This is a genomic window from Oribacterium sp. C9, from assembly GCF_002007235.1.
In the GTDB taxonomy this organism is placed as follows: Bacteria; Bacillota; Clostridia; order Lachnospirales; family Lachnospiraceae; genus Oribacterium.
Genome location: NZ_MUHW01000030.1, coordinates 1 through 21,503 on the forward strand (window position 1 = coordinate 1; position 21,503 = coordinate 21,503).

Consider the following 21,503-nt stretch of genomic DNA (forward strand, 5'->3'; position numbering starts at 1 on the left):
TTAAATTTAATCAATTAGCAATGGTGGGGTTACCCACTATAAATGACGAAAGGCCCTTTTATTATTTATGTCTGCTATTTCTATATTCCTGTTTTTGATCCGTTTTTTGTATGTAAATTCAGTATTTATATTTACTTCTCAGTGCAGCCATAAATATGCTACCGACGGCTGCAGCCATGAGTTCTGCAAATACAACCGAATACCATATACCGTCTACGCCAAACAGTATCGGAAAAACGAGCACAGCGCCCAGTTCAAACACGAAGGTCCGTAAAAAGGATATCAGCGCAGAAACCATCCCGTTGTTCAGTGCGGTAAAAAAACCTGAACCAAAAATCGCCATACCCGTGAACAAATATGCGAATGATACTATCCGAAACGCATGTACAGTGTCCGGCAGCAGCTTAGCAGTTCCTTTCAGAAACAATTCAGCAAACGGATGGGCAAGTACTTCTGAAAGAATAAACATTAAAACGGATGTAAGTCCGACTAACATCAGACTTCTTTTTCGCAGATTTTGAAGTTCGTCATGATTCTTAGCGCCGTAATGGTATCCAATTAACGGACCGTTTCCATTGGAATACCCAACAAACATAGCGGTAAAAATCAGGCTGACATACATTATCAAGCCATAAATGACGACTCCATCTTCCCCCGCATACTTTAACAGCTGAACATTGTAAATGATCCCTACCAAAGACGCTGCGGCTTCCGCCATGAATTCCGAGGAACCATTTGAAAGACACTTAACAAGAGCCTTTCCATTCCATACTGGTTTAACAAGCCTCAACAGGCTATTATTCTTCCGGCTGAAATAAATGAGAGGGAATACTCCTCCAACCACCTGGGTCAAAGCCGAAGCAACAGCTGCACCTGCAAGTCCCAATTTAAATCCTATAATAAAAATCGCATCCAATATAACATTACAAAGTCCCGCGCATACTGTGACAACAAGTCCAAGCCCCGGTTTTTCAGCAGTAACAAAGAATAACTGGAACTCATACACCCATATCCATGCGGGCAGAGCCAGAATGAAGATCCGTCCGTACAGAACGCTGTCTTCAAGAAGTTTTCCTTCCGCACCTAGCATGCTTGCAACCTGCCGCATAAAAATAAAACCCGGCACCATCATAAATATGCCTAAACAGGAGGATACGAACACGATCATGGAAAACAGACGATTGGCCTGATCCTGTTTCTTTTGCCCCATTGTTTTTGCAATCAGCGCACTGCCTCCCACACCGAACATATATCCGATAGTTCCGAGTATATTCAGTACCGGCATGATAAGGTTTACAGCCGCAAATTCTGTCTTTCCTGCAAAAACTGCGACAAAATATCCATCAGCGATGATGTACAGGGAAGCAAAAATGTTCATCACAATGGACGGCAGCGTAAACCGCAGTAGTTTACCGTATGTAAAATGCTCTGATAAATGAATCCGTGATCTCATGCTTCATATACCATATAAATGACCTTCCCTACATCCTATACCCTTTTGTCACTCCTCTTTCTGATACGTTTCTTTTACATCTTTTTCGATTTCGGAGTATAGCTTACTGACATCGCTATCTGTGTAATCCGGCTTCTCATAGCTTTCGGAAAATACTACTTTTATGCTAGCAAGTCTGCCTGCCAGTCTTCTGTCACGACGAAGGTCATGTCCTGTCAGAAAGATATAGTCACAAAATGTATCCCCGATAAAATAGAAAAATATGAAGAACAGCTCAAACGGCTCTTCCGACTGAGACTGCATATGCCATAATAATATTACCAGGATGATCAGACCGAAAAACATACCATAGAAGATCCGCTTATGTCTTTTCTCTTCCTTCTCCACGGTACCGAGTTCATATGCAAAGTAATCCTGGATAACCTCTTTAATGGTTCTTTTCTCTTCCTGTGAAAGACATTCACTGATTATATTCAAAACAAGCGGATACTCAGGCGGAGTTACTCCCGCAGCCGTTTTGAGATAATCAACAAAATCAGTGTTAAGTGTCTCATAATTTTTCACGCTGTATGTACTGATAACATCATCATAGCCAGAAATATTACAGGGAAGCGTAGCAATCCCATTCCTGATATAATCCTTTTCTAAACGATAATCGATATGACTCTTCCTGGATTCAAACAGTTTAACAATATCTCGCTCGATCATATTATTTCCTCAGATAGTTAATGCATATTGAATTAATAATCAGGCTTTTCTCATGCCTGTTCATACTATTGAACCGTCTCTGTTGAATTCACTATAAAGAAACATCGACAGATATATGAATACGTATAAAATTTTTTCACAAAAAAACGCATGAAAAGATTTTAACCCAGGTTTCTTTTCATGCGTCTATATAATAAATGAGCTTCCTGAAAATACTGCTTTCACGCGCTCCATGGTCTGTAATCTATGGGAACCTTGCATCCCCATCCTTTTGCTATATCCCGATAATTCTTTCTGGCTAATGTCATAAACATTAACTGAAGCATCAGCCGTATGGGAAGAGAAAAAATCTCAGGACCCGCGAACTTCTTCACCGTTTCCGGTTTAAAGCCATCCTCATCCACAAAGGCTTTCCCCATATTCCTATATGGCGTAATGATCTTCTGTACCTCAGATTCCTTCAGTACTCTGATACCGAAATTGTCACCCTTTATCAGAGTTCCGCCATAACTCACCCCGAGATACCCGGGAAGCTTATCAAGAAATGCCTTTCCGCACTCCAGCTGTTTAGCTTCTGCAAATCCCCCCTGAAGAATAAAAGATATTCTTGTAGTCTCATCCTTCACCGGTAGTGTCTCCAGAAATTCAAGCAGAATCCCCGGCACACATTCAACATACAACGGAAGAGCTATGATGATCTCTGTGTTTTTTATATATGCTTCACGTGCACTGTCCCAGTTATCTTTATCGGATATGGCATATCTTTCATAGCTCGCTCCTGATAGAGCCAGCCCCTCTGCAAATGAATCAATGATTCTTTCTGTATTACTGTGCTTTGAAACTCGCGGACTCCCGTTAATGATTACTGCATGCATCCTATGGCCTCCCCACATTTATCAAACTCAAATACTCCAAGTGATTTCGTTGAAAAATTGACTGCAACTCTTTCGCACCACAATGACAGATTATCCTTATCACCTTCTCCGGTATAGATGAGTCCCCAGTCAGGATTATGATCATATCTCGCTATATGACGCATCTGATCACCAACATAGTGAAGGTTCATGGTCACTATAGGCATAAGCCTATCCATGATATTCTTGGTCTTATATGATACAAAACCGAACCTTGTATCAGAGACAAGCCATACCTGATCAGCCCTTGATATCCTTTTAAGCAGTGGCTCATAGTCATCATTTATCACACATTTCCCCGGTGTTTTAAGCCAACAGAAATTGCATCCAAAACAATGTGAGATATTCATATGCTCGGTATCAACATATTCAACCACATCCTCACTATATTTCATTTCAAAACTATCTACCAGCCTGTTTCCTTCTTTGGGTATATCCAAAATAACAGTTCTATTTCCGTATTTTCCAAGTAAAAAGGCTATATCCTTCCCCTTTTTTTCTTCGGTGGTATCAATAAGCAGAACCATGTTTCTTCCTCCTGAAAACCTGCTCTTTACAATATTTAAGCTCTACGATTACAGGATACTCCAAAAAATAAAACAGGCCGGATCTTACACCTGATTCAGCCTGTTTTACACTATATTTCGCTTGATCTCTTCGCATAACTGATCTTTTTGTGTGTAATTTCTATTTACGACAATTGATAACCGGTACAAACCCTAATTGAAGACTTTAAATTATAAATTGGCTAAATATCTTTATTTTTCTGAAATATTCAAAACAACATATTCTGATCTGGTTCCTGTCTTGAACTTTATTGCCCAACAGGATATTCCAGATGTCACGATAAATTCAGTATTTTTTCTTTTTTCATACCCATATGTACTGTCATTTGCTCCTGTCAATTCACCTAAAATATTTATAGGAAACATCTGACCACCGTGGGTATGACCTGATAAAACAAGATCCACTCCTGACTCAGCTTCGGCTTCATAATCATTAGGCTGATGATCAAGCATGATCATATACTTATCACTATCGAGCCCTTCTTTAATTTCCGATGCATTCTTTCTGTTTCTGTCACTCCTGTCTTTACGTCCTATCACATAGAAGGAATCATTTATTTTAACTGTTGCATCTTCAAGTACGATAACTTCGTTTTTCTCAAGTTCCTCCGTCAGTTCCGAATAAGAAAAATCCCTGTTATTGAAATATCCCTTATCATGATTCCCGGAAACATAGTAACCCCCATAAGACGTCCTTAATTCTCCAAGGGCCTGACAACTTCTCACCATATCCTCTTTTCTTGTATCATCATCAACATAGTCTCCGGCAATCAATACTATATCCGGTTCCTCTGTCTGTATCACTTTCATCTGCTCCTCAAAGCGTTCTCCATCTAATGAATTTCCAATATGTGAATCTGAAAAGAGTATCACTTTCAGTTCCTTTTGTCCGATATTCTTATCTGTTGTCAGATTGTACTCTGTCCTCCATACATGGTGCTCGAGATACCATCCGAAACACAAATAAATCGAAGTAACCAACAGTACAATCATACCTGTATAGTACAAATGAGGTGTATGTTTATAAACTTGTTTTACTCTGATTTTTTTGATGCTCCACTCGATGATATCTCCAACAATCCAGAACATAATCAGGTTTAGAACAACAACTATAGTGTTTACTACGTCTATCATAAAACAACACAGAATAAGAAGAACGGGAATAAAAGCCAGAAGACCTCGTATTATTTTTCTTTCTCCTGATATCCTGCGTACTATGCCAAACTGTTGAAACCGTGTAAAAAGATATATTATTCCGCATATTGTGCCTGTCAACGCAACTCCGATAATTATTGTCCACATATTCATATTAAATTCCCGACTTCTTCAACAAGCTTTTCTTCGTTATCACAGCTATAGCACAGGGCATAAACAATTAACTATTTGTCATGATCCATAGAAAACCTTTTGCAGTTCTCAAATCAGCATCTTTGAAATGGTTTCCTTCATTCCATTCAAATGTACAATTTATTCCCTTGTCTTTCAGTAGTCCATATGCCTTACGAAGTTTATTCCCCACTTCCGCCATAACAGGATTTCTGGTTTTTTCTTCTTTATCTCCAAGACTCAGGTACACGTGACTGCATTTTATACTGTGATCCTTCATATAATCTGTAAATTCAGGAAACCACATGGACGGAGAGGCTGCGACTACACCACGGAACAAATCTGTCTGATACGAAGCCCAAATGGCAAAAAGACCTGCAAGCGAATAGCCTCCTATATAGTATGTTTTTGTTTCGTCTTTGCAATACTTCATGATTTCATTCAGTGTAGAAGCTGCATTATCTCCAAAGTCTTCTTTACCGAACACTGCAGGTGCTTTCCATGGTGATAATTCTCTGTTCCAATCATTGATTTTAAAAGTAATGAGCTTAAAACTGATTTCAGTATTATCACTGATCCAATTGATCTCATTTTCTATCAAATCTATTTCATGGTCGCCGACAGGTTGAATTAAAACAACTTGAGCACTTTCGTTTCCAAATTCATTTATCTCCATCACAGAGCCCCTAAATTCATTTATTCATATTTTCAAGAAATAACTTCCCGTAATCCATCAGTTCTTTACAACATCCTACGTAAATATAAAACTGTATTTGCAATATTCATTTTTACAGTTCTCTATATATTCAATTCAATGTCCATCTCATGCCACTTTTCACCACCCCAAGCAGAGTTTGCCTCGCCTCTATCAATGAATCCAAACTTGGAGTACATCTGCACCTTGTTACTATGGCAGGTAAGAACAAGTCTTTTTCTTCCACGAGACTGTTCATTTCGACAATAATTATAAACAAGCTCTCTTCCTAGTCCCTGATTTCGATACTCAGGCAGAACATCCAGTCCAAGTATCATAATATTCTGACCATCATCCTTATGAAGTCCGGCATCGATAAAGAATTCGTCCCGGAATGTATACTCATCTGTAGCAATTCCATTAATGAAGCCAGCTATCTTTCCGTCCTTCTCCCGGTCAACTGCCACAAGAAAAATATCAGATGCTACCTCTACTCTTTCTATCATACATTTGGGTGTACATGCCTCATTAGGCGGAAAACATATCTGCTCAATCATTGCGGCTTGTTCTGCTTCTTCCTGTCGTATCGTTCTAAAATCAAATCTCTCATACAGAGAATAATCTTCCACTTCCGTTTTTCTCATATACTGCTCCTTAGACCTTTATATGTCAAAATATTCATCTTTCAGTTAAGTACTACATCAATAAGTTTGTCAACTATAAAAAATCCACAGGTATGGTTCGCAATTCGCTCCGGTCTTTTAGTGATCATAAAGAATACACAGTCAGAACGCACCTTGTATAATAGATAAGTATAACAAAAAAGATCGTATTTTAGATATCGCTAAAACACGATCTTAGAATAACTGGTGTAATAAATCTATTGAGCTGGGTTCAGATACATTATATTTAATTGTCAGTTGCTATCCCCTTATCACAGTAATGATTTTATACAAGCTTCTACATCTGATACATCTGCTGTTGGTTCAAAGCGTGCAACAACATTTCCTTCTCTGTCAATCAGGAATTTAGTAAAGTTCCACTTGATATCAGGCTTTTTATCCCACTCAGGATCTGCTTCCGCGAACATCTTTTCAAGGATTTCCCTGTACTGATGATCCTGAAAACCTTCGAACCCCTTCTGAGACTTGAGGTATGTGTAAAGAGGAAGCTCATTCTCGCCATTTACATCAGCCTTTTTCATCTGAGGAAATGTAGTGTTGTAATGCAAAGTACAGAACTCATGTATCTCTTCATCTGTTCCTGGAGCCTGTCCTCCAAACTGATTGCAAGGAATATCCAGTATTTCCAATCCCATGTCATGATACTTTTTATACAGCTCTTCAATCGGCTCATACTGAGGTGTAAAACCACAGCCTGTAGCAGTATTAACAATGAGAATCACTTTTCCCTTATACTCTGAAAGGCTCAGTTCTTCCCCATTTCCCGTAGTTACCTTATAATCATAGATCATTGATGATTCCTCCCGTTATTATATTTATATCTATTTAATTGTTCGCAACTTATATTGATATAATAAATCGCTCGCGATCAAAAATCAATACCTTTTTTATCACGAGCGATATCATCTTTTTATTCTCTGTTTTCGATCAATGGGGTCCAGTAATGATATCCCTTATAGTCCGTCAGACGATACGCAACACTGGTGACTGTTCCGTCTTCAAGGCGAATGTTGGCGATCAGTGGCTTATCCCCTACTTCGAAACCATCTCCCAGAAAATAGTTATCGATAAAGTCTCCTTCATAGGAATAAATGTCACAGACGGGTTCTATCAGATCCCCCTCGTTTAAAGGTTCCAGCCCGCTACACATCTCCTCAGTGGAAAGGTCACCTCCCGGACTGTCTGGAAGCGGTTTAACACCGAGGATCTTTCCGTCCGGATTTGAATTGTCAAACTGCAGTATGATATTTGCGTGTTTAGCATTAACAAAAGCAGGGATATATCCGCGGGATTGATATCTGTTGCCCTCGTGCCAGCCATCCAGCTGATAATACGCAACCACATGTTTGTCAAGAGACAGCCAGGTATCGTCGTACTCGCCAATCAGATTCAGGTCATCATCAAATTCATAGAGATTATCAAGTCCAAGGTCGATGAACGCACTGCCGGTATCTACAAAGACATTGAGCTTGACATATTCCACAGCATCCCATTCATCGTCTGACAGAATCAGCACCTGCTGCCCTTTTTTTATTTCGGGACCACACAAGGTGGGATGCATTAATTGCTTTTCCTTCAGGATCAGACCAGCCCTGTGAGTTTCCTCCGTTCGAAATGCCGTCTGCAATAGCCGACATAGATGTTCCTGCAGCAAGACTTGGAAGAAAACCGTTGCCACCTGAAAGTGGCAACAAGCTTCCGTTATCATAGGATTCAGTCAGCAATGGTTTTGCAGACTGGTTAGCATTTACTGCACTACTGCCGGAGATCAGTCCGGCTTTACCATCATTGCTACTACCGGAACCACTGCCTATACCCTGTACTGCCTCCTGGATGGCACTGATACCGCTATCGATTCCCTGCTGAACACTTCCATCCTCAAGTTTTGTGGATGCTTTATGAAAAACTGCGGATCCAAGTTCCAACAGCTGGGATCCTCCACTATAGATTATGGAAATAATGATAATGACCGCAAATATCATGGCAGGCACGCAGCCGCAACCGCTGCAGCCACAACCATTATTGCCTCCTCTGCCTCCTAGTCCCGGTCTTCCTTTGTAACCACCCGAATTGCCCACCGGACCTCCGAGCCCCAGACCGCTTCCTCTTGTAGACACGTGGCTTGATCCGCTTGTTGTATTTCTTTGACGGCTTCCGCCTCCTCCGGTTCTATCCATATGTTTCCTTTTCTGTTACCGTTATTCCAACAAATTAAATGTATATTTAATATTAATTGGATTCATCATTATTTTCTAAAAAGTTTATCGGCACTAAGCTGCTCACACATTAGCGATCAAAAAGCCACATGCGGAAGATTACAGGATCGCTCGTCGTTTAAATCAAAATACCTTCAAAATGATCTATCTCATGTTGAATTATCTGTGCCACAAAATCACTGTATTTTCCATGTTGCGGCTTGAAATCTCTATCAAGATAATCAACTTCTATTTCTTTATACCTCTTACATCTCTTGGCACCATTCAAAGAAAGACAGCTTTCTTCTGTCTCATATTCACCGGACTTCTTTGTGATCACAGGATTGATCATTGGAAATATTACCGGTCCCATAGCAACTACTATAATCTGCTTCTTAACGCCTATCATATTTGCCGCCATCCCTACACACCTGTCCTGATTAGCCTCTAAAGTGTCCAAAAGATCTTCAATTACCTTCTTATCATTTTCTGTTGCAGGCACTGACTTCTGCTTAAGAAATATTGTATCTTTCACTATCTTCTTTATCATACTTGAACCACCAACTCCCGTTTTTTCTTATCTTACCATAAGATGTGCTTGAGAAAACACCTTAGCGAGATTTAACTGTTGGATGAAACCCAATATGTATTTTCATTTGTATGGATTTTATTCTTTTTTTACAAAATAAAAAACAGAAAATGGTAAAATATTGTTGAAATAGTGTGGTACTTCATTTTTGTAAGCTTATCCAAAAAGAATGATAGAGGCTTATTATTAATCCTAAAGAGTGAAACATTATGAGTGATAAAAAGAAGGTAAGGATAGAACTAATCGATATTGCTAAGGCTACTACCATCATCCTGGTAATACTGGGGCATACTACAGGCAATCTGGATACTCCTATGTATAGGCGTCTGTTGTATTCTTTTCATATGCCGCTTTTCTTTTTCCTTGCCGGTATGTCCATTAAAGCAAAAGAACTCAGGTCATTCAGGGAATGGATTAGTTTTATTAAGAAGAATCTTCTTGCTCTGATAGTTCCTTATCTGATTTTTGCTTTTATCTATGCTCCATTCAACTTTGAAAACGTACCAAAGTTCCTGTACGGCTCATGGCAGATGCTGGGCAAGACAGGTACACTGACATCATTGTGGTATCTGACATGTTTCTTTGTAGCCAGAATCTACTGCCAGGTACTTATGAATATTCTGAGTATTACCAAGTGTAAGAATATGAATTTATGGCTTGGTATTTTGGCAGTTCCGATGTTCGCCACTGGTTTCCTGTTCCCGAAGATCGAAATCGGATATCCGTGGTGTATGAATGTCAGCTTTATCGCATCTGGTTTTATCCTGCTTGGCATCGCGCTCCGCCAGCAGATACTTATCCTGGCACAGTCAAAAACATTGATGCTGTTCCTTATCACCTCAATCTCAGGAATAATGCTTACCTTCGGAACCATCTTAAGAGGTGATGCTCTAGAGCTGAGCCTGATGTGCGGCGGTGATTACGGCAACATCTTCTGGTTTATGTATAATTCTATTTCAGGTACAGTTCTGATACTGGGCATCTCCATGCTGATCTTCCGAATCTCACGGGAAGGCGCGAGACCCTTCAGCACAAAGGCTATTACATATGTCGGACAACATACGCTGGGAATATTCCTTCTTCATAAAAACATACAGCTTGATCTGATCATTCCATGGATCCACACCTGGCTTGAAGGTCCTCAGCTGCTGGTGGCATGTATAGCAACGTGCCTTTCCTTCGCTGCTGCCCTGATTTTGTGTGCTGTCATAGAAACGTTTGTACCTCAGCTACTGGGACAGTTCCCAAGGTATCCGGATAAGGCCAACTGAGCGGATATGGGATTGATTTTTCCTATAGATTAAGCTTGTTCGTAACGACAACTACTCTGTGCCTATTCCCAGATTATTTAATGCCTCTGAAATATATTCTCCAAACTGTTCATTTCCATTTTCCGACAGATGTATACCATCATAAAAAAGTTCCGGTCTCCAACCGGCTGTATCAATGAATCTGGCACTATACTTATCAGAAATCTCATGATATAAAACTCCAAGTTTTTCATTAGCTTTCTGATAAGTATTCATTGGGTGTCCTGAAGGAAATCCCATATATGGTGGTGCAACTATGATACAAGTACATTCAGAATGAACAGACATGACATCCTTTATAAAAGACTCCATATTATTTGCAACTTCATCCGGATCAGGATAAGGCTGATTCAACAGATCATTTGTCCCAAGCATGACCATAAAGTAATCAAGCTTCTCATATAGTCTTAACGATACCCGGAATCGTTCATACTCAGCTTCACCACATGGTAAACATCGCCCATTTTGTCCGTCATCGATTACTGCTACGGATTTCAAATTTCTCTTTAATATTACAGGCCAACGTGTTGCCTCCGGCAGCCTGTCATCTTCATAGCATGATGCAAGTGGATTATAACCGTATGTATTTGAATCCCCATAAATATATAGTGTTTTTTTCATCATTTTTTAACTTACCAATGTCAGCCTTATAATCTGTTGAAAGAAGTATGTGAGACCTTCCACTTTATAATGCTTTTATTCCTAAACTTATTAAAAAGCGTTCCTCTGTTCACGAACCCTATCTGATTTTCCACCATACTGTACCAAACAGATTCATAGATCCACCCCATAAATGATGCAATTAAAAATATTTCAGCTATATATCTGAATTTTAGATAATATCCCTTCATCAAAAATCTCCTCAAATAAACTCATTATGTAAACATAGTACAACACAAAATGCGGTACTGAAAGACTCAGCACCGCATTTTGTATTAATTTCAATTATGAAATCATCTTGTTATCACGGCAATTGCGCAAGGCATTTTCCCATCAATCACATCAAACTCTACGTTGGTATATCCCATATCTGCAAAGAATGACTTATAAGATTCAAGATCAAATTGCTTCTTGAATTCAGCTCCCAGCAGCTCCAGAAACTTTACTGCCAATGTTGCCGATTGTTTTGACATATTTATATATGTGGGAATAATCACTTTTCCTCCGGGCTTAACTACACGTTCAAGCTCCGAAAGTGCCTTACCGGGATCAGGAAGCAAATGAATAACATTACCCGCAACAGCCTTATCGAACTTTCCATTTTCATATTCAATATTTGTTATATCCGAAAGTTTAAATTCAACATTTTTTCTCGTCCTGCACTTTTTCTCTGCCTGTTTAAGCATTCCTCTGGAAAAATCTGTTGCCACAAGACTTTTACATTTCAAAGCTATTGGAAAAGTTATAATTCCTGTTCCGCAGGCACATTCCAAAACTTCATCCGAGGGATCAATATATTCCGAAACCCGCTTCCCTATTTCGCTGTATACTTTGTGATTGTATATTATTTCAAAAAGATCATATAAAGGTGAAATATTATCCCAAAACATTACTTCTCCAAGTCTAATAATCAGTTTGTATTACACCTGTAAAACATTCTTTCTTTTACGTAACCGAGTAACCGTACAACTATCAGATATAACTAACTGTTTCTGTCATGTCTTTTCTGCTGTTATGATTTGCAAGAGGACCAGTTCCTTCTGCTGCATAACCAATATCTAGGAGCATAAGGATTTCTTCATTTTCAGGAAGGCCAAGATCCGCTGCAAGTTTATCAGGATCAAAGTAATTCAGCCAGCAGCTTTCTACTCCTGCATCTGCTGCAGCCAGCATAAGATGTGTAGCCACTATGGATGCATCTTCAACTCCTGAATCTCTCTTTCCACCGGGATATGTAAAAACATTGTTCTTATCAAATGCCACAACAATGACAGTCTGGGCACCATAACGACACGGAGTGGCCTTATCAATCTTGGCAAGGTTCTCCTCAGACTCTACAACATAAATATGCTGTTCCTGAAGATTCTTTGCCGTAGGAGCAAGTCGTCCTGCTTCAAGTATCTCATTAAGTTTTGCTCTGTCAACTTTTCTTTCACTGTACTTCTTACATGAATAACGGTTCTTTACCACATCTTTAAATTCCATAATTACACTCCTTTTCTTTAATAACAATTTCTATTTATTATATTTTATTTGAAATCTTCCTAGGAATGTGCTGAGGGCGGCCTTGAACATTCTCATTGATCTGCGTAATCCTATCGATCATGGTAAGAATTTTCCGGAAGAAAGATACAGTCTGTACCACTCTTCATGTGTAAGTTCAATCCTGTCAGCAGCTGCCAGCTCTGTCAGATGCATAGGATTCATGGTCCCTGCTATAACCTGCATCTTCGCAGGATGTCTCAAAATCCATGCAATAGCAATGGCCGCCTTGGTAACACCATACTGCTCTGCCAGCTCTCCAAGTACTTTGTTCATCTCCGGGAACTCAGGATTATCAATGAACATACCTTTGAACATTCCATGCTGCAGAGGCGACCAGGCCTGAATAGTAATATCATTGAGACGGCAATAATCAAGTGCTCCACCATCACGCATCACAGACATATCCGTGGTTTTGTTGTTCATGTAAAGATCCTGATCTATCAGCTGAGACTGCTCAAGGGAAAGCTGCAGCTGGTTGATCTTCAGAGGCTGTTTCACATACTTCTTCAAAAGTTCTATTTGCATCGGCATGGTGTTGCTCACACCGAAGTGCCTCACCTTTCCGGCTGACTCAAGTTCATCAAAAGCCTCTGCAATCTGCTCCGGATCATACAGGAGGTCAGGTCTGTGGAGAAGCAGCACGTCCAGATATTCCATCTTAAGCCTTTTGAGAATTCCATCAACACTATCTATAATATTTGATTTTCTCCAATCAAATATCTGTTTGTCAAACCTCAGCCCGCATTTCGACTGGATTATCAGATCTTCACGTTTAACATCTGTAAGTGTTATGGCATCTCCAAATCTTCTCTCTGCTTCGCCGTCACCATAACATGTAGCATGATCAATATAGTTAATGCCAAGCTTTACTGCTGTCTCAATCATTTTTGCTGCATCTTCTGTACTAAGTGCAGGCATTCTCATACATCCAAGAATAAGTCTTGATGCATTTTCCGGTCCATTTGTTATGTTGATCTTCTGCATTTTTATTATCTCCTTTACTATCGAATTATTCTCTTGTGCACCATTGAATTGTCCGTTATTATTATACATCTTGAAGTCAACTTTAACTCAAGTACTTTTTATCATTTTGTACTAAAAATACGGAAACCCACTCTTAAAAGATACTTAAAATGAAGGAGACTCTCTTACATCTCAACTGGCTTAGTAAGACCAGAATCCTTTCAGCCCCATTCAAATGTTGCCCATCTGTCATTCATGTTCGGAAACAACAGAGCAAAAAGCTTACCGCGTATGCTGTGCTTTTTCATCTCTTCATTAAAACTATGCTCATCCATAAGTCTTATTCCATCAGTTAAATCTACGATTTCCTGTGCGGTATCTGTTCCTGACGCAAAATGGGCATTTGTATTTCTTACAGTATCATGATACTTTTCATTTTTTACCATCATTTTGCAGTTTTGTTCGGCTATAAGTGTTCCTCCGTTTGGGAAGCCTTTTTTAAGGTTTTCAAGAAGTATTTTTATCTGGTCAAGGGTAAGATACATAAACAGTCCCTCAGCTATAAAGACTGGTTTGGATTCTCTTCCACAGAGGGCACTATTTACCGCTCCACACCAATCACTCTTTAATGCATCGCAAGGTATCATAGTCACCCTCTCCTGTTCAGGGAATGCCTTCTTCCTTGCAGCTATTGCATCAGGCAGGTCTATATCAAACCATAATATCTTTCCATTATCAATTCTCGAGAATCTGTTATCAAAACCAGCACCTATATTTACTATTACTGTATCAGGATACTTTTCTATGATCCTTTTTATCTTACGATCCAACATGATGGTACGTGCAATTACTCCCTCATGTGAAAGAAATTTATCATATTGCTTTGTATCAATTTTCAAATGCCTGATAATGTCTACAGCCTTGGGATCTTTGATACGAGGATTTTCCCTTAAGGTCTCACTTGCCTTCACCGCAAGTGGTATCAGTGCTGTTGTCTGAACGTCTCCTAATTGCAGTTCCATATTCTTCATCCTCCGGAATCATCTTAAATCTAAAAATGTATGATGCTTTTATGGGTTAGTTATATCTAACTATCGGTTATAATAATACTCCTTTTCTGAATTGTCCATAATTTCACAAAAAACAGAACAGACAAATCTCAAGCTAACATCTTTCTTCTCTAATCAGTGTCATAGAGTCTCCATTACCATAAAGAATTCTGGTTCTAACTGCTTTGAATCCGGGCAGACTTTTACCTGTTTCTATTGAAGACGTATCATACTTTTTTACCTATACTCTACTATATCCCACCAACAACCTCAGCAGCTTCTTCAATACATGCAGCCTTTAAGCTGGAATGAGCCTGTACCTGATCAAAAGGATGTTTTCGTCAGGAACTCCTTTGCCCGAAACGTAATAGTTTCCACGAGTCTATCGACTCAATATCACATCTACGGTTTCTTTCTCATGATCTTTCATATTCTCTATCTATCTAATCTCCACCCATTATCTCCATGATAGATCATGAGTTTTGTCATTCCCCCGTCAACGCAAATGTTCTCTCCGGTTATAAAACCTGCCTTTTCAGAGCACAGAAACAAAACCGTATTTGCAATATCCATAGGATTTCCGACTCTTCCTGCAGGCTGCTGTACCGCATCGGATCCTTCATATACCTTATATTCAGTATCTATCCATCCCGGCGAAACAGAATTTACTCTGACTCTTCCTGAAAAACTCACAGCCAGTGCATGAGTAAGTGATGCAATTCCTCCTTTTGCCGCTGTATAGCTTTCAGTCTGTGGCTGGCTCATTCTATCACGTGAAGAAGAAATATTTACTATTGATCCACCTTTTGAAAAATACGGTGAAAAAAGTTTCGTCAGATAAAATGGTGCTGTGACTCCGACCGCCAGAGCATATTCGAATTCTTCATATGAGCAGTCATCGATGCCCTTCATAAGCGGCAGTGCATTATTTATTAGAATATCTACCTTGCCATGTTTTGAAATCACATATTCAGAGAACTCTTCCAGTACTTTTTTATCAGAGATATCACCGACATAATGATTCCCCGAAGCCTTATCAACAATCTCAACAAGTGCTTCCTGCTCGATGAATTCGTCAGCAATACACTTTCCTATTCCATTAGCACCACCTGTTATGACAACAACTTTATTTCTGAATTCAGACATCACTATAGTCCTCCCCTCTACGCATACATCACGACCTTTCATACTCTCCATCTTCGGACACTCGTAACAAAAGATCAGCTTTCGTAGTTTTCTCCAGACACAGTCTGACATTTGCCATATCACTGAAATCGACAAATTTGGATGCCTTATACATGTCATTTCCACTTTTGATTTTCCTGTCGATCAGCCTGCTACGAAGTAAATCTTCGCTGGCCGAGATACTTATGGTATAATCTGCCATTCTTCTAAGATCACTCCATCCTTCTTCATCAAGAAGCAGATAGTTTCCTTCGAGAAGTACGATATCTCCGGTAATATGCACTGCATCTTCTACAGGGTTATGAAAATGTCTGTCATAACTCGGCCAGTAACATTCCACTCCTGACACAACCTTTCTGACAGCTTCAGTAAGCTTTTCAAGATCGAAGGTTACAGGTGCACCCTTTATGTCTACCATTTTGATCTCTTTGCCATCTCTAAGAGCTGTATGGGATACGAGGTACTCCTGTCTTCTATGAAATCCATCCATTCCGATAGCCTGAACATCACAGATATCATCATGCTCTTTCGACAAGCTTTCGAGAAAACTGCAAAGTGTGCTCTTTCCTGCTCCCGGAGGAGCTGCAAGCATTACCAGAATGCGTCTACCTTTTTCTTTTTGTATAACAGTAAGATGCTTTAACAAAGGTAAAAACAGCTCCTCCACTGATTTATCGCTGTATGTAGCCTCAACATTTATTCCATTTATTTCTACAGAGTAATTTATCATATATCTTATTCACACAATAAACCGATATCTTCCTTTACCGGCACCGGTTATTTTTTCCATTTATGGTCCAACTATACTCTATTTAAACCTTTATGAATTTCAAAACGATCCTGATTAACAGTCCGACAAGAAATACTCCAATCCCTTAAATCTTATCTGCTCAATATAAGCTTTCTGTTCAAAATCGGATTTATCTTTCAGGAACTGAACAAGGCTTGCCATCTTTATACCCATTTCTACAGGATCAGATTTTCCTTCCCAGACAGATAAACCTCCGGCTTCTAAGATTTCTCTTCTTAATTCCTCTTCATTCATATACACCGTTCCTTTCGCTCTATAGCTCTCTTTCTCCAGATTCTATTCAGTATTTCAAACATATCCAAATATCCACTCGGCAGGTACACTTTTTAGCCGGCTTCTCTTCCGTGCTTATCTCTCTACATTATGATCTGTACATCGAAAATAACAATACATCCGTTCTTTCTCTCGTGAGTATACTTGAATCCTGTTTTTAAAAGTCAGTTTTTATCAATTTATCCGACTATGGTCTTATACGAATGACAGTTTCATCTGCCCATCGACCCATGATTTTTGCTGTACATCATGTATTTTGTCTCCGACAGAATAATTCCCTATCAAAAATGGTGACTTTGGATCATGTAATTTGCTTCGCGATAGAACTATTTCCGGTTCTGCATTGGCATAGCAGTATTTACATAGATGCCTGCAGGTATTATAAGCACCTATATCACATGTGAGGTAACAATCACATTCCGCCCTTGCACCCTTTTTCTTAGGCGCGTCAAGCCGCTTTCCGATAGCTTTCTCATAATCACTTATCCTCATGCACCCCCCGCAATCGGCACCATATTTTGATAGTTCATCACCTTCAGCACATGGCTTTACCTTCATTCCGTGTAAGGACGCAATCTTTATCATTTCTTTTCCAAGTCTTAGCATCTGTTCCTTGGTCACTTCTCTTGCTTCAGGGAAATTTCGTCTTACTTTTGGAAAAAGGTCAATGAAGCTGATGACAACCGTTTCTGTACATCCTTCAAGGGATGTTGCTATCTGTTCAAATGCATGTATATGATACTCTTCTGTATACCTGTCAGAAATGAAGATCGGATCATAGCGCCATCCCATGGAATTCTTTCCAAGCATTTGAGACAGATTTTTGAAATCTTCTATCAGCTTATGCTTATCTGGTACATTAGGTTCGATATCTCTGCCATATGGAGTTATCGTCACGAACCAGTACTGACCATATTCTTTAAGAAGGTTCATGTATTTAAACATTGGTGACGGATTTTTTGTACAGAACCCAATTACATCAACAACATCAGGTGAAAGACGGTATCGGCTGACCTGCTCAGGATTATAAGGATTACGTACACATACAAATCCTTCTTTTAGTCTGTTGGAAAACCATTCCGAATAGAATGCAGGTATGTCCGTCCTCTGTCCTGTGTTTATAATCATTAAAACCACCGCCTTACAATACAATATGCTGCTGAATTTTATATCTACAATATTTAGTATACCACCGCATCATCCCCAGTATAGCCACCAATCGAACCCTGCTTAATCTGTATACATGTATAGCCAAGTTTCATTTGTTTGCTATTTGTTTTTGTTTGATATATCATCATTTTATTCCCTGGAATCAATTCAACAAGCACGTACATTTATATAACATAGTCACATTTATGATACTATTGCAGAAAATCAAGAAGAAAAATCCAAGAAGATATTAGATCAGATTGAATTATTCAGATTTGAATATATTGAAGCATTAAAGAAATGTAATTCTAAGACAAACGATAAACCGGAGGCTGAAAATGAGTGAATTAAGAGACAGAAACGGACTCACTGAAGAAGAATATTTAAAATCATATGATCCGGATAAATGGAAAAAGCCGTCGTTAACAGCGGATATCTGCATCATTTCAAAAAAAGGCTCAGAAAAAAAGGTACTCCTTATCAAGAGAGGAAATCATCCCTGTCTTGGCAAATGGGCCTTTCCCGGAGGCTTCTCTGAGGAAGGTGAACGCATAGAGGAAACCGCTACGAGAGAGCTTTTGGAAGAGACCGGTATTGCAATGACACCTAAAGAACTTACTTTGGTAGGTGTTTACAGTAAGCCGGGAAGAGATCCCCGTGGATGGACAGTTTCGGCAGCATATTTAGCTGTAGTTGATCCTGATAAGGTAAGGCCTATTGCCGCAGATGATGCAGCAGATGCAGGATGGTTTACTGTTATAGCTGAAGACGGAAATATTCGATTCTTAAATGCAGAGACAGAACTTACACTTAAAGACCTTGCATTTGACCATGATGATATAATGATGGATGCATTAAAGAAATCCTGACAAAAAAACTCACATATGAAAAGGCACCTGTCATTCTGAACAGGAGCCTTCATTTTGTTTCATATTTGAGTGCGCAACTCTGATATTCGCTGACAAAGGTCTTCAGCATGGTATCTTTTTTCATCTATTAACTTCCAGCCGCTCCTTAAGCATAGTATTTCTTTTTGAAACTGTCACATTTCTTACCGCATAAGACAGGGCCTTTTTTGTCCCTACCAGGACCAGTATTTTCTTCGCTCTTGTGATTCCAGTGTATATCAGATTCCTCTGCAGCATGACATAATGGTTCATAAGCACAGGCATCACAACTATCGAATACTCTGAGCCCTGAGCTTTATGTATGGTAGTTGCATAAGCGTGAACAATCTCGTCCAGCTCAGTCACATCATACTCCACGCTTTTCCCATCGAAGTTCACCACCAGCATTTTGTCCGCATCATCCACTGATTCTATGATGCCAATGTCTCCGTTGAACACTTCCTTGTCATAGTTATTCTTGATCTGCATGACTTTATCTTGAGCCCGAAAGCAGAATCCGCTTCGCCTTAGACAGGGCTTCGGAATCATCACCTTGCCCCTGCCACGCATAAATATTTCTTCTTCAGCAGGATTCAGCGCCTCCTGAAGGGCCAGGTTGAGATTGGTGGCCCCCACAACTCCTCTCTGCATCGGTGTCAGCACCTGAATCTGGGAAGGCTCCACATGATAGTATTTTGGCAGATTATTCTGCACCAGTTTCACGATTTCTCCGGCAACAGCTTCCGCATCCTTATTTTCCATAAAAAAGAAATCAGTTCCTTTTCCATTACTGATATCCGGCATCTTCCCTTCATTGATCCTGTGGGCATTCATGACGATACGGCTGGTCTGAGCCTGTCGGAAAATCCTTGTGAGTCTTATCACCGGAAATGCCATCGAATCAATCATATCCCTGAGGACATTTCCTGCACCTACAGACGGCAGCTGATCAATGTCTCCAACCATAATAAGTCTCATAGTTGGAGGTATTGCCTTAAGAAGTGAGTTCATAAGTATAATGTCTATCATGGAGCACTCATCTATGATCAGCACATCACCCTCAAGAGGATTTTCTTCATTCTTCTGATAACCCTCGGGTGGCTTAAACTCAAGAAGCCTGTGAATGGTCTTTGATTCCATCCCGGTGGCCTCAGTCATCCTCTTGGCAGCCCGGCCTGTTGGTGCTGCAAGAAGGATCTTTAGCCCGTAGGCTCTATATGCAGAGATTATCCCATGGGTCGTGGTGGTCTTTCCTGTTCCGGGGCCTCCGGTCAGGACCATGACTTTTGCAGTTGCCGCTTTCCTAATGGCATCTGCCTGTATATCATCATAGGACATTCCTGTGATCTTCTCTATGGCTCCCACATCTACGGAAAGCTCATTGTTACCGGTCTTTTTTCTTGCCTCCGTAAGCCTTGTATAAAGTTTATCACCCGCCGGGGAATCAGACAGCTTTTTGAGCTTCGCAGCCACTCCGACTTCAGCATAATAAAAGGGGGGCAAATAGATAGGAGTAATGCTGTTCCCTTCCGCATCTGTCTTTGAGATTTGGTTCTCAAGGATCAACTCTTCCTTTTTTATCATTTCATCGAGAGTCTTCACAATCGTTTCCTCTGAAGCCTCCAGAAGCTCTGTTGCCCTGTCTATGAGCTGCTGTCTCTCTGCGTATACATGACCGTCATTTGAAAGCTCCGATAATGTATACATTAGCCCGCTTCTCAGACGCACATAGGATTCCTTCGCGAAACCAAGCTTCATGGCTATCTGATCTGCTGTCTTGAATCCGATACCCCAGATGTCATCCGCAAGTCTGTACGGATTTTCCTTCATGACTTTGATACTGTCATTACCGTACTGCTTGAAGATCTTTGCAGCATAGGACGTGCTAACCTGGTTTTCCTGAAGAAACAGCATGATGTTCTTTATCTCTTTCTGCTTCTGCCAGGACTCGGCTATCATCTGGATCCTTTTGTTTCCTATTCCCTCCACTTCCATGAGTTGTTCAATGTTGTCTTCAATTACAGTAAAGGAATCAACTCCAAATCTTTTTACGATACGCTGGGCAAACTTGGGACCAATACCCTTTATCAGCCCGGAGCCGAGATATTTTTCCATGCCATACACCGTGGCAGGAAGTGTTTCCTCCCATGACGATGCCTCAAACTGCCTGCCATATTTCGTGTCTATCTTCCAGTTTCCCTGCACCAAAAGAACTGATCCAACATTGACATCAAGCATGTTTCCAATCAATGTGACCAGCTCTGTATAATCCTTTACCTTGCACTTCATGACGGAGTACCCGTTTTCAGGATTCTGATATGTGATTCTCTCAACTACACAACGTATTTTCTGCATTAACAACCTGCCGTTCTTCTCTTCTTTCTTAATGTTGATCCAGGCTTTGTGAAGTTCTTCTTCGGAAGTATACTCTACACCGGAAAAACATGTGGATGCCTTCTTACCATGCCATGGCACCTTGCTGAAAAGCTTCCTGCATGTCAGTTTTAAATATCTTTAGGTCCTTTTCCTCGATCGGTAATAAT

General features: G+C 40.0%; 23 protein-coding genes. 2 read left to right on the forward strand and 21 right to left on the reverse strand.

Annotated elements, in window-relative coordinates:
* Window positions 1–118 precede the first annotated feature (118 nt).
* The 11 genes from BXO88_RS14605 to BXO88_RS14655 form a co-directional block, all read right to left on the reverse strand.
* Window positions 119–1,378 (reverse strand): MATE family efflux transporter, encoded by a 1,260-nt coding sequence (locus BXO88_RS14605; protein ID WP_330395173.1) that lies wholly within the window; start codon window positions 1,376–1,378, stop codon window positions 119–121.
* Between the two features lie 123 nt (window positions 1,379–1,501).
* Window positions 1,502–2,161, reverse strand: a complete 660-nt coding sequence (locus BXO88_RS14610) for a hypothetical protein (RefSeq protein WP_078038467.1) — start codon at window positions 2,159–2,161, stop codon at window positions 1,502–1,504.
* A gap of 221 nt (window positions 2,162–2,382) precedes the next feature.
* A complete protein-coding gene (locus tag BXO88_RS14615; RefSeq protein WP_078038468.1) occupies window positions 2,383–3,036 on the reverse strand; it encodes a hypothetical protein in 654 nt (217 codons plus the stop codon).
* Entirely contained in the window at window positions 3,024–3,602 is a 579-nt protein-coding gene (locus tag BXO88_RS14620) for an NAD(P)H-dependent oxidoreductase (protein WP_078038469.1), read from the reverse strand. Before BXO88_RS14620 ends, BXO88_RS14615 begins: the two co-directional genes overlap by 13 nt.
* A 231-nt stretch (window positions 3,603–3,833) precedes the next feature.
* Window positions 3,834–4,775 carry a metallophosphoesterase gene (locus BXO88_RS14625; RefSeq protein WP_168171734.1) on the reverse strand — a complete coding sequence of 314 codons (942 nt, stop codon included), beginning with the start codon at window positions 4,773–4,775 and terminating at the stop codon, window positions 3,834–3,836.
* Window positions 4,776–5,016: 241 nt separating this feature from the next.
* Window positions 5,017–5,643 carry an esterase gene (locus tag BXO88_RS14630; protein ID WP_078038471.1) on the reverse strand — a complete coding sequence of 209 codons (627 nt, stop codon included), beginning with the start codon at window positions 5,641–5,643 and terminating at the stop codon, window positions 5,017–5,019.
* A 122-nt stretch (window positions 5,644–5,765) separates the two neighbouring features.
* On the reverse strand, window positions 5,766–6,305 hold the full coding sequence (locus BXO88_RS14635) for a GNAT family N-acetyltransferase (RefSeq protein WP_206100001.1): 540 nt from the start codon (window positions 6,303–6,305) through the stop codon (window positions 5,766–5,768).
* Window positions 6,306–6,595: 290 nt separating this feature from the next.
* The gene (locus BXO88_RS14640) at window positions 6,596–7,135 is read right to left on the reverse strand and encodes a glutathione peroxidase (RefSeq protein WP_078038472.1); all 540 of its coding nucleotides are present in this window, start codon (window positions 7,133–7,135) and stop codon (window positions 6,596–6,598) included.
* Window positions 7,136–7,254: 119 nt separating this feature from the next.
* Entirely contained in the window at window positions 7,255–7,860 is a 606-nt protein-coding gene (locus BXO88_RS14645; RefSeq protein WP_078038473.1) for a hypothetical protein, read from the reverse strand.
* Complete coding sequence (locus tag BXO88_RS14650; protein WP_078038474.1) at window positions 7,838–8,521, reverse strand: hypothetical protein; 684 nt, start codon at window positions 8,519–8,521, stop codon at window positions 7,838–7,840. The genes BXO88_RS14645 and BXO88_RS14650 overlap by 23 nt, the downstream gene beginning before the upstream one ends.
* A 157-nt stretch (window positions 8,522–8,678) precedes the next feature.
* Window positions 8,679–9,089 carry a peptide deformylase gene (locus BXO88_RS14655; RefSeq protein WP_078038475.1) on the reverse strand — a complete coding sequence of 137 codons (411 nt, stop codon included), beginning with the start codon at window positions 9,087–9,089 and terminating at the stop codon, window positions 8,679–8,681.
* Window positions 9,090–9,337: 248 nt separating this feature from the next.
* Between BXO88_RS14655 and BXO88_RS14660 the strand changes: the two genes are divergently transcribed.
* Window positions 9,338–10,399 carry an acyltransferase family protein gene (locus BXO88_RS14660; RefSeq protein ID WP_078038476.1) on the forward strand — a complete coding sequence of 354 codons (1,062 nt, stop codon included), beginning with the start codon at window positions 9,338–9,340 and terminating at the stop codon, window positions 10,397–10,399.
* 51 nt (window positions 10,400–10,450) lie between these two features.
* Here BXO88_RS14660 and BXO88_RS14665 read toward each other — a convergent pair whose 3' ends face one another.
* The 9 genes from BXO88_RS14665 to BXO88_RS14710 form a co-directional block, all read right to left on the reverse strand.
* Window positions 10,451–11,062, reverse strand: coding sequence for a GDSL-type esterase/lipase family protein (locus BXO88_RS14665; protein WP_078038477.1), 612 nt, complete (start codon window positions 11,060–11,062; stop codon window positions 10,451–10,453).
* A 329-nt stretch (window positions 11,063–11,391) separates the two neighbouring features.
* Window positions 11,392–11,988, reverse strand: a complete 597-nt coding sequence (locus BXO88_RS14675; RefSeq protein ID WP_078038479.1) for a class I SAM-dependent methyltransferase — start codon at window positions 11,986–11,988, stop codon at window positions 11,392–11,394.
* A gap of 82 nt (window positions 11,989–12,070) precedes the next feature.
* The gene (locus BXO88_RS14680) at window positions 12,071–12,583 is read right to left on the reverse strand and encodes a nitroreductase family protein (RefSeq protein WP_078038480.1); all 513 of its coding nucleotides are present in this window, start codon (window positions 12,581–12,583) and stop codon (window positions 12,071–12,073) included.
* Between the two features lie 117 nt (window positions 12,584–12,700).
* On the reverse strand, window positions 12,701–13,627 hold the full coding sequence (locus tag BXO88_RS14685) for an aldo/keto reductase (protein ID WP_078038481.1): 927 nt from the start codon (window positions 13,625–13,627) through the stop codon (window positions 12,701–12,703).
* A gap of 200 nt (window positions 13,628–13,827) precedes the next feature.
* A complete protein-coding gene (locus tag BXO88_RS14690) occupies window positions 13,828–14,628 on the reverse strand; it encodes a class I SAM-dependent methyltransferase (RefSeq protein WP_078038482.1) in 801 nt (266 codons plus the stop codon).
* A gap of 462 nt (window positions 14,629–15,090) precedes the next feature.
* Complete coding sequence (locus BXO88_RS14695; RefSeq protein WP_078038483.1) at window positions 15,091–15,801, reverse strand: SDR family NAD(P)-dependent oxidoreductase; 711 nt, start codon at window positions 15,799–15,801, stop codon at window positions 15,091–15,093.
* A gap of 28 nt (window positions 15,802–15,829) precedes the next feature.
* Window positions 15,830–16,570: a nucleoside/nucleotide kinase family protein gene (locus tag BXO88_RS14700; protein ID WP_242945238.1), complete on the reverse strand. Its 741-nt coding sequence runs from the start codon at window positions 16,568–16,570 to the stop codon at window positions 15,830–15,832.
* Window positions 16,571–16,684: 114 nt separating this feature from the next.
* Window positions 16,685–16,885, reverse strand: coding sequence for a hypothetical protein (locus BXO88_RS14705; RefSeq protein WP_078038484.1), 201 nt, complete (start codon window positions 16,883–16,885; stop codon window positions 16,685–16,687).
* Between the two features lie 234 nt (window positions 16,886–17,119).
* Window positions 17,120–18,052: a DUF1848 domain-containing protein gene (locus tag BXO88_RS14710; RefSeq protein WP_078038485.1), complete on the reverse strand. Its 933-nt coding sequence runs from the start codon at window positions 18,050–18,052 to the stop codon at window positions 17,120–17,122.
* A 359-nt stretch (window positions 18,053–18,411) separates the two neighbouring features.
* Here BXO88_RS14710 and BXO88_RS14715 point away from each other — a divergent pair, with 359 nt between their 5' ends.
* On the forward strand, window positions 18,412–18,942 hold the full coding sequence (locus BXO88_RS14715) for an NUDIX domain-containing protein (RefSeq protein ID WP_078038486.1): 531 nt from the start codon (window positions 18,412–18,414) through the stop codon (window positions 18,940–18,942).
* A gap of 120 nt (window positions 18,943–19,062) precedes the next feature.
* Here BXO88_RS14715 and recD2 read toward each other — a convergent pair whose 3' ends face one another.
* The gene (gene recD2 / locus BXO88_RS14720; RefSeq protein WP_330395174.1) at window positions 19,063–21,435 is read right to left on the reverse strand and encodes an SF1B family DNA helicase RecD2; all 2,373 of its coding nucleotides are present in this window, start codon (window positions 21,433–21,435) and stop codon (window positions 19,063–19,065) included.
* Window positions 21,436–21,503 lie beyond the last annotated feature (68 nt).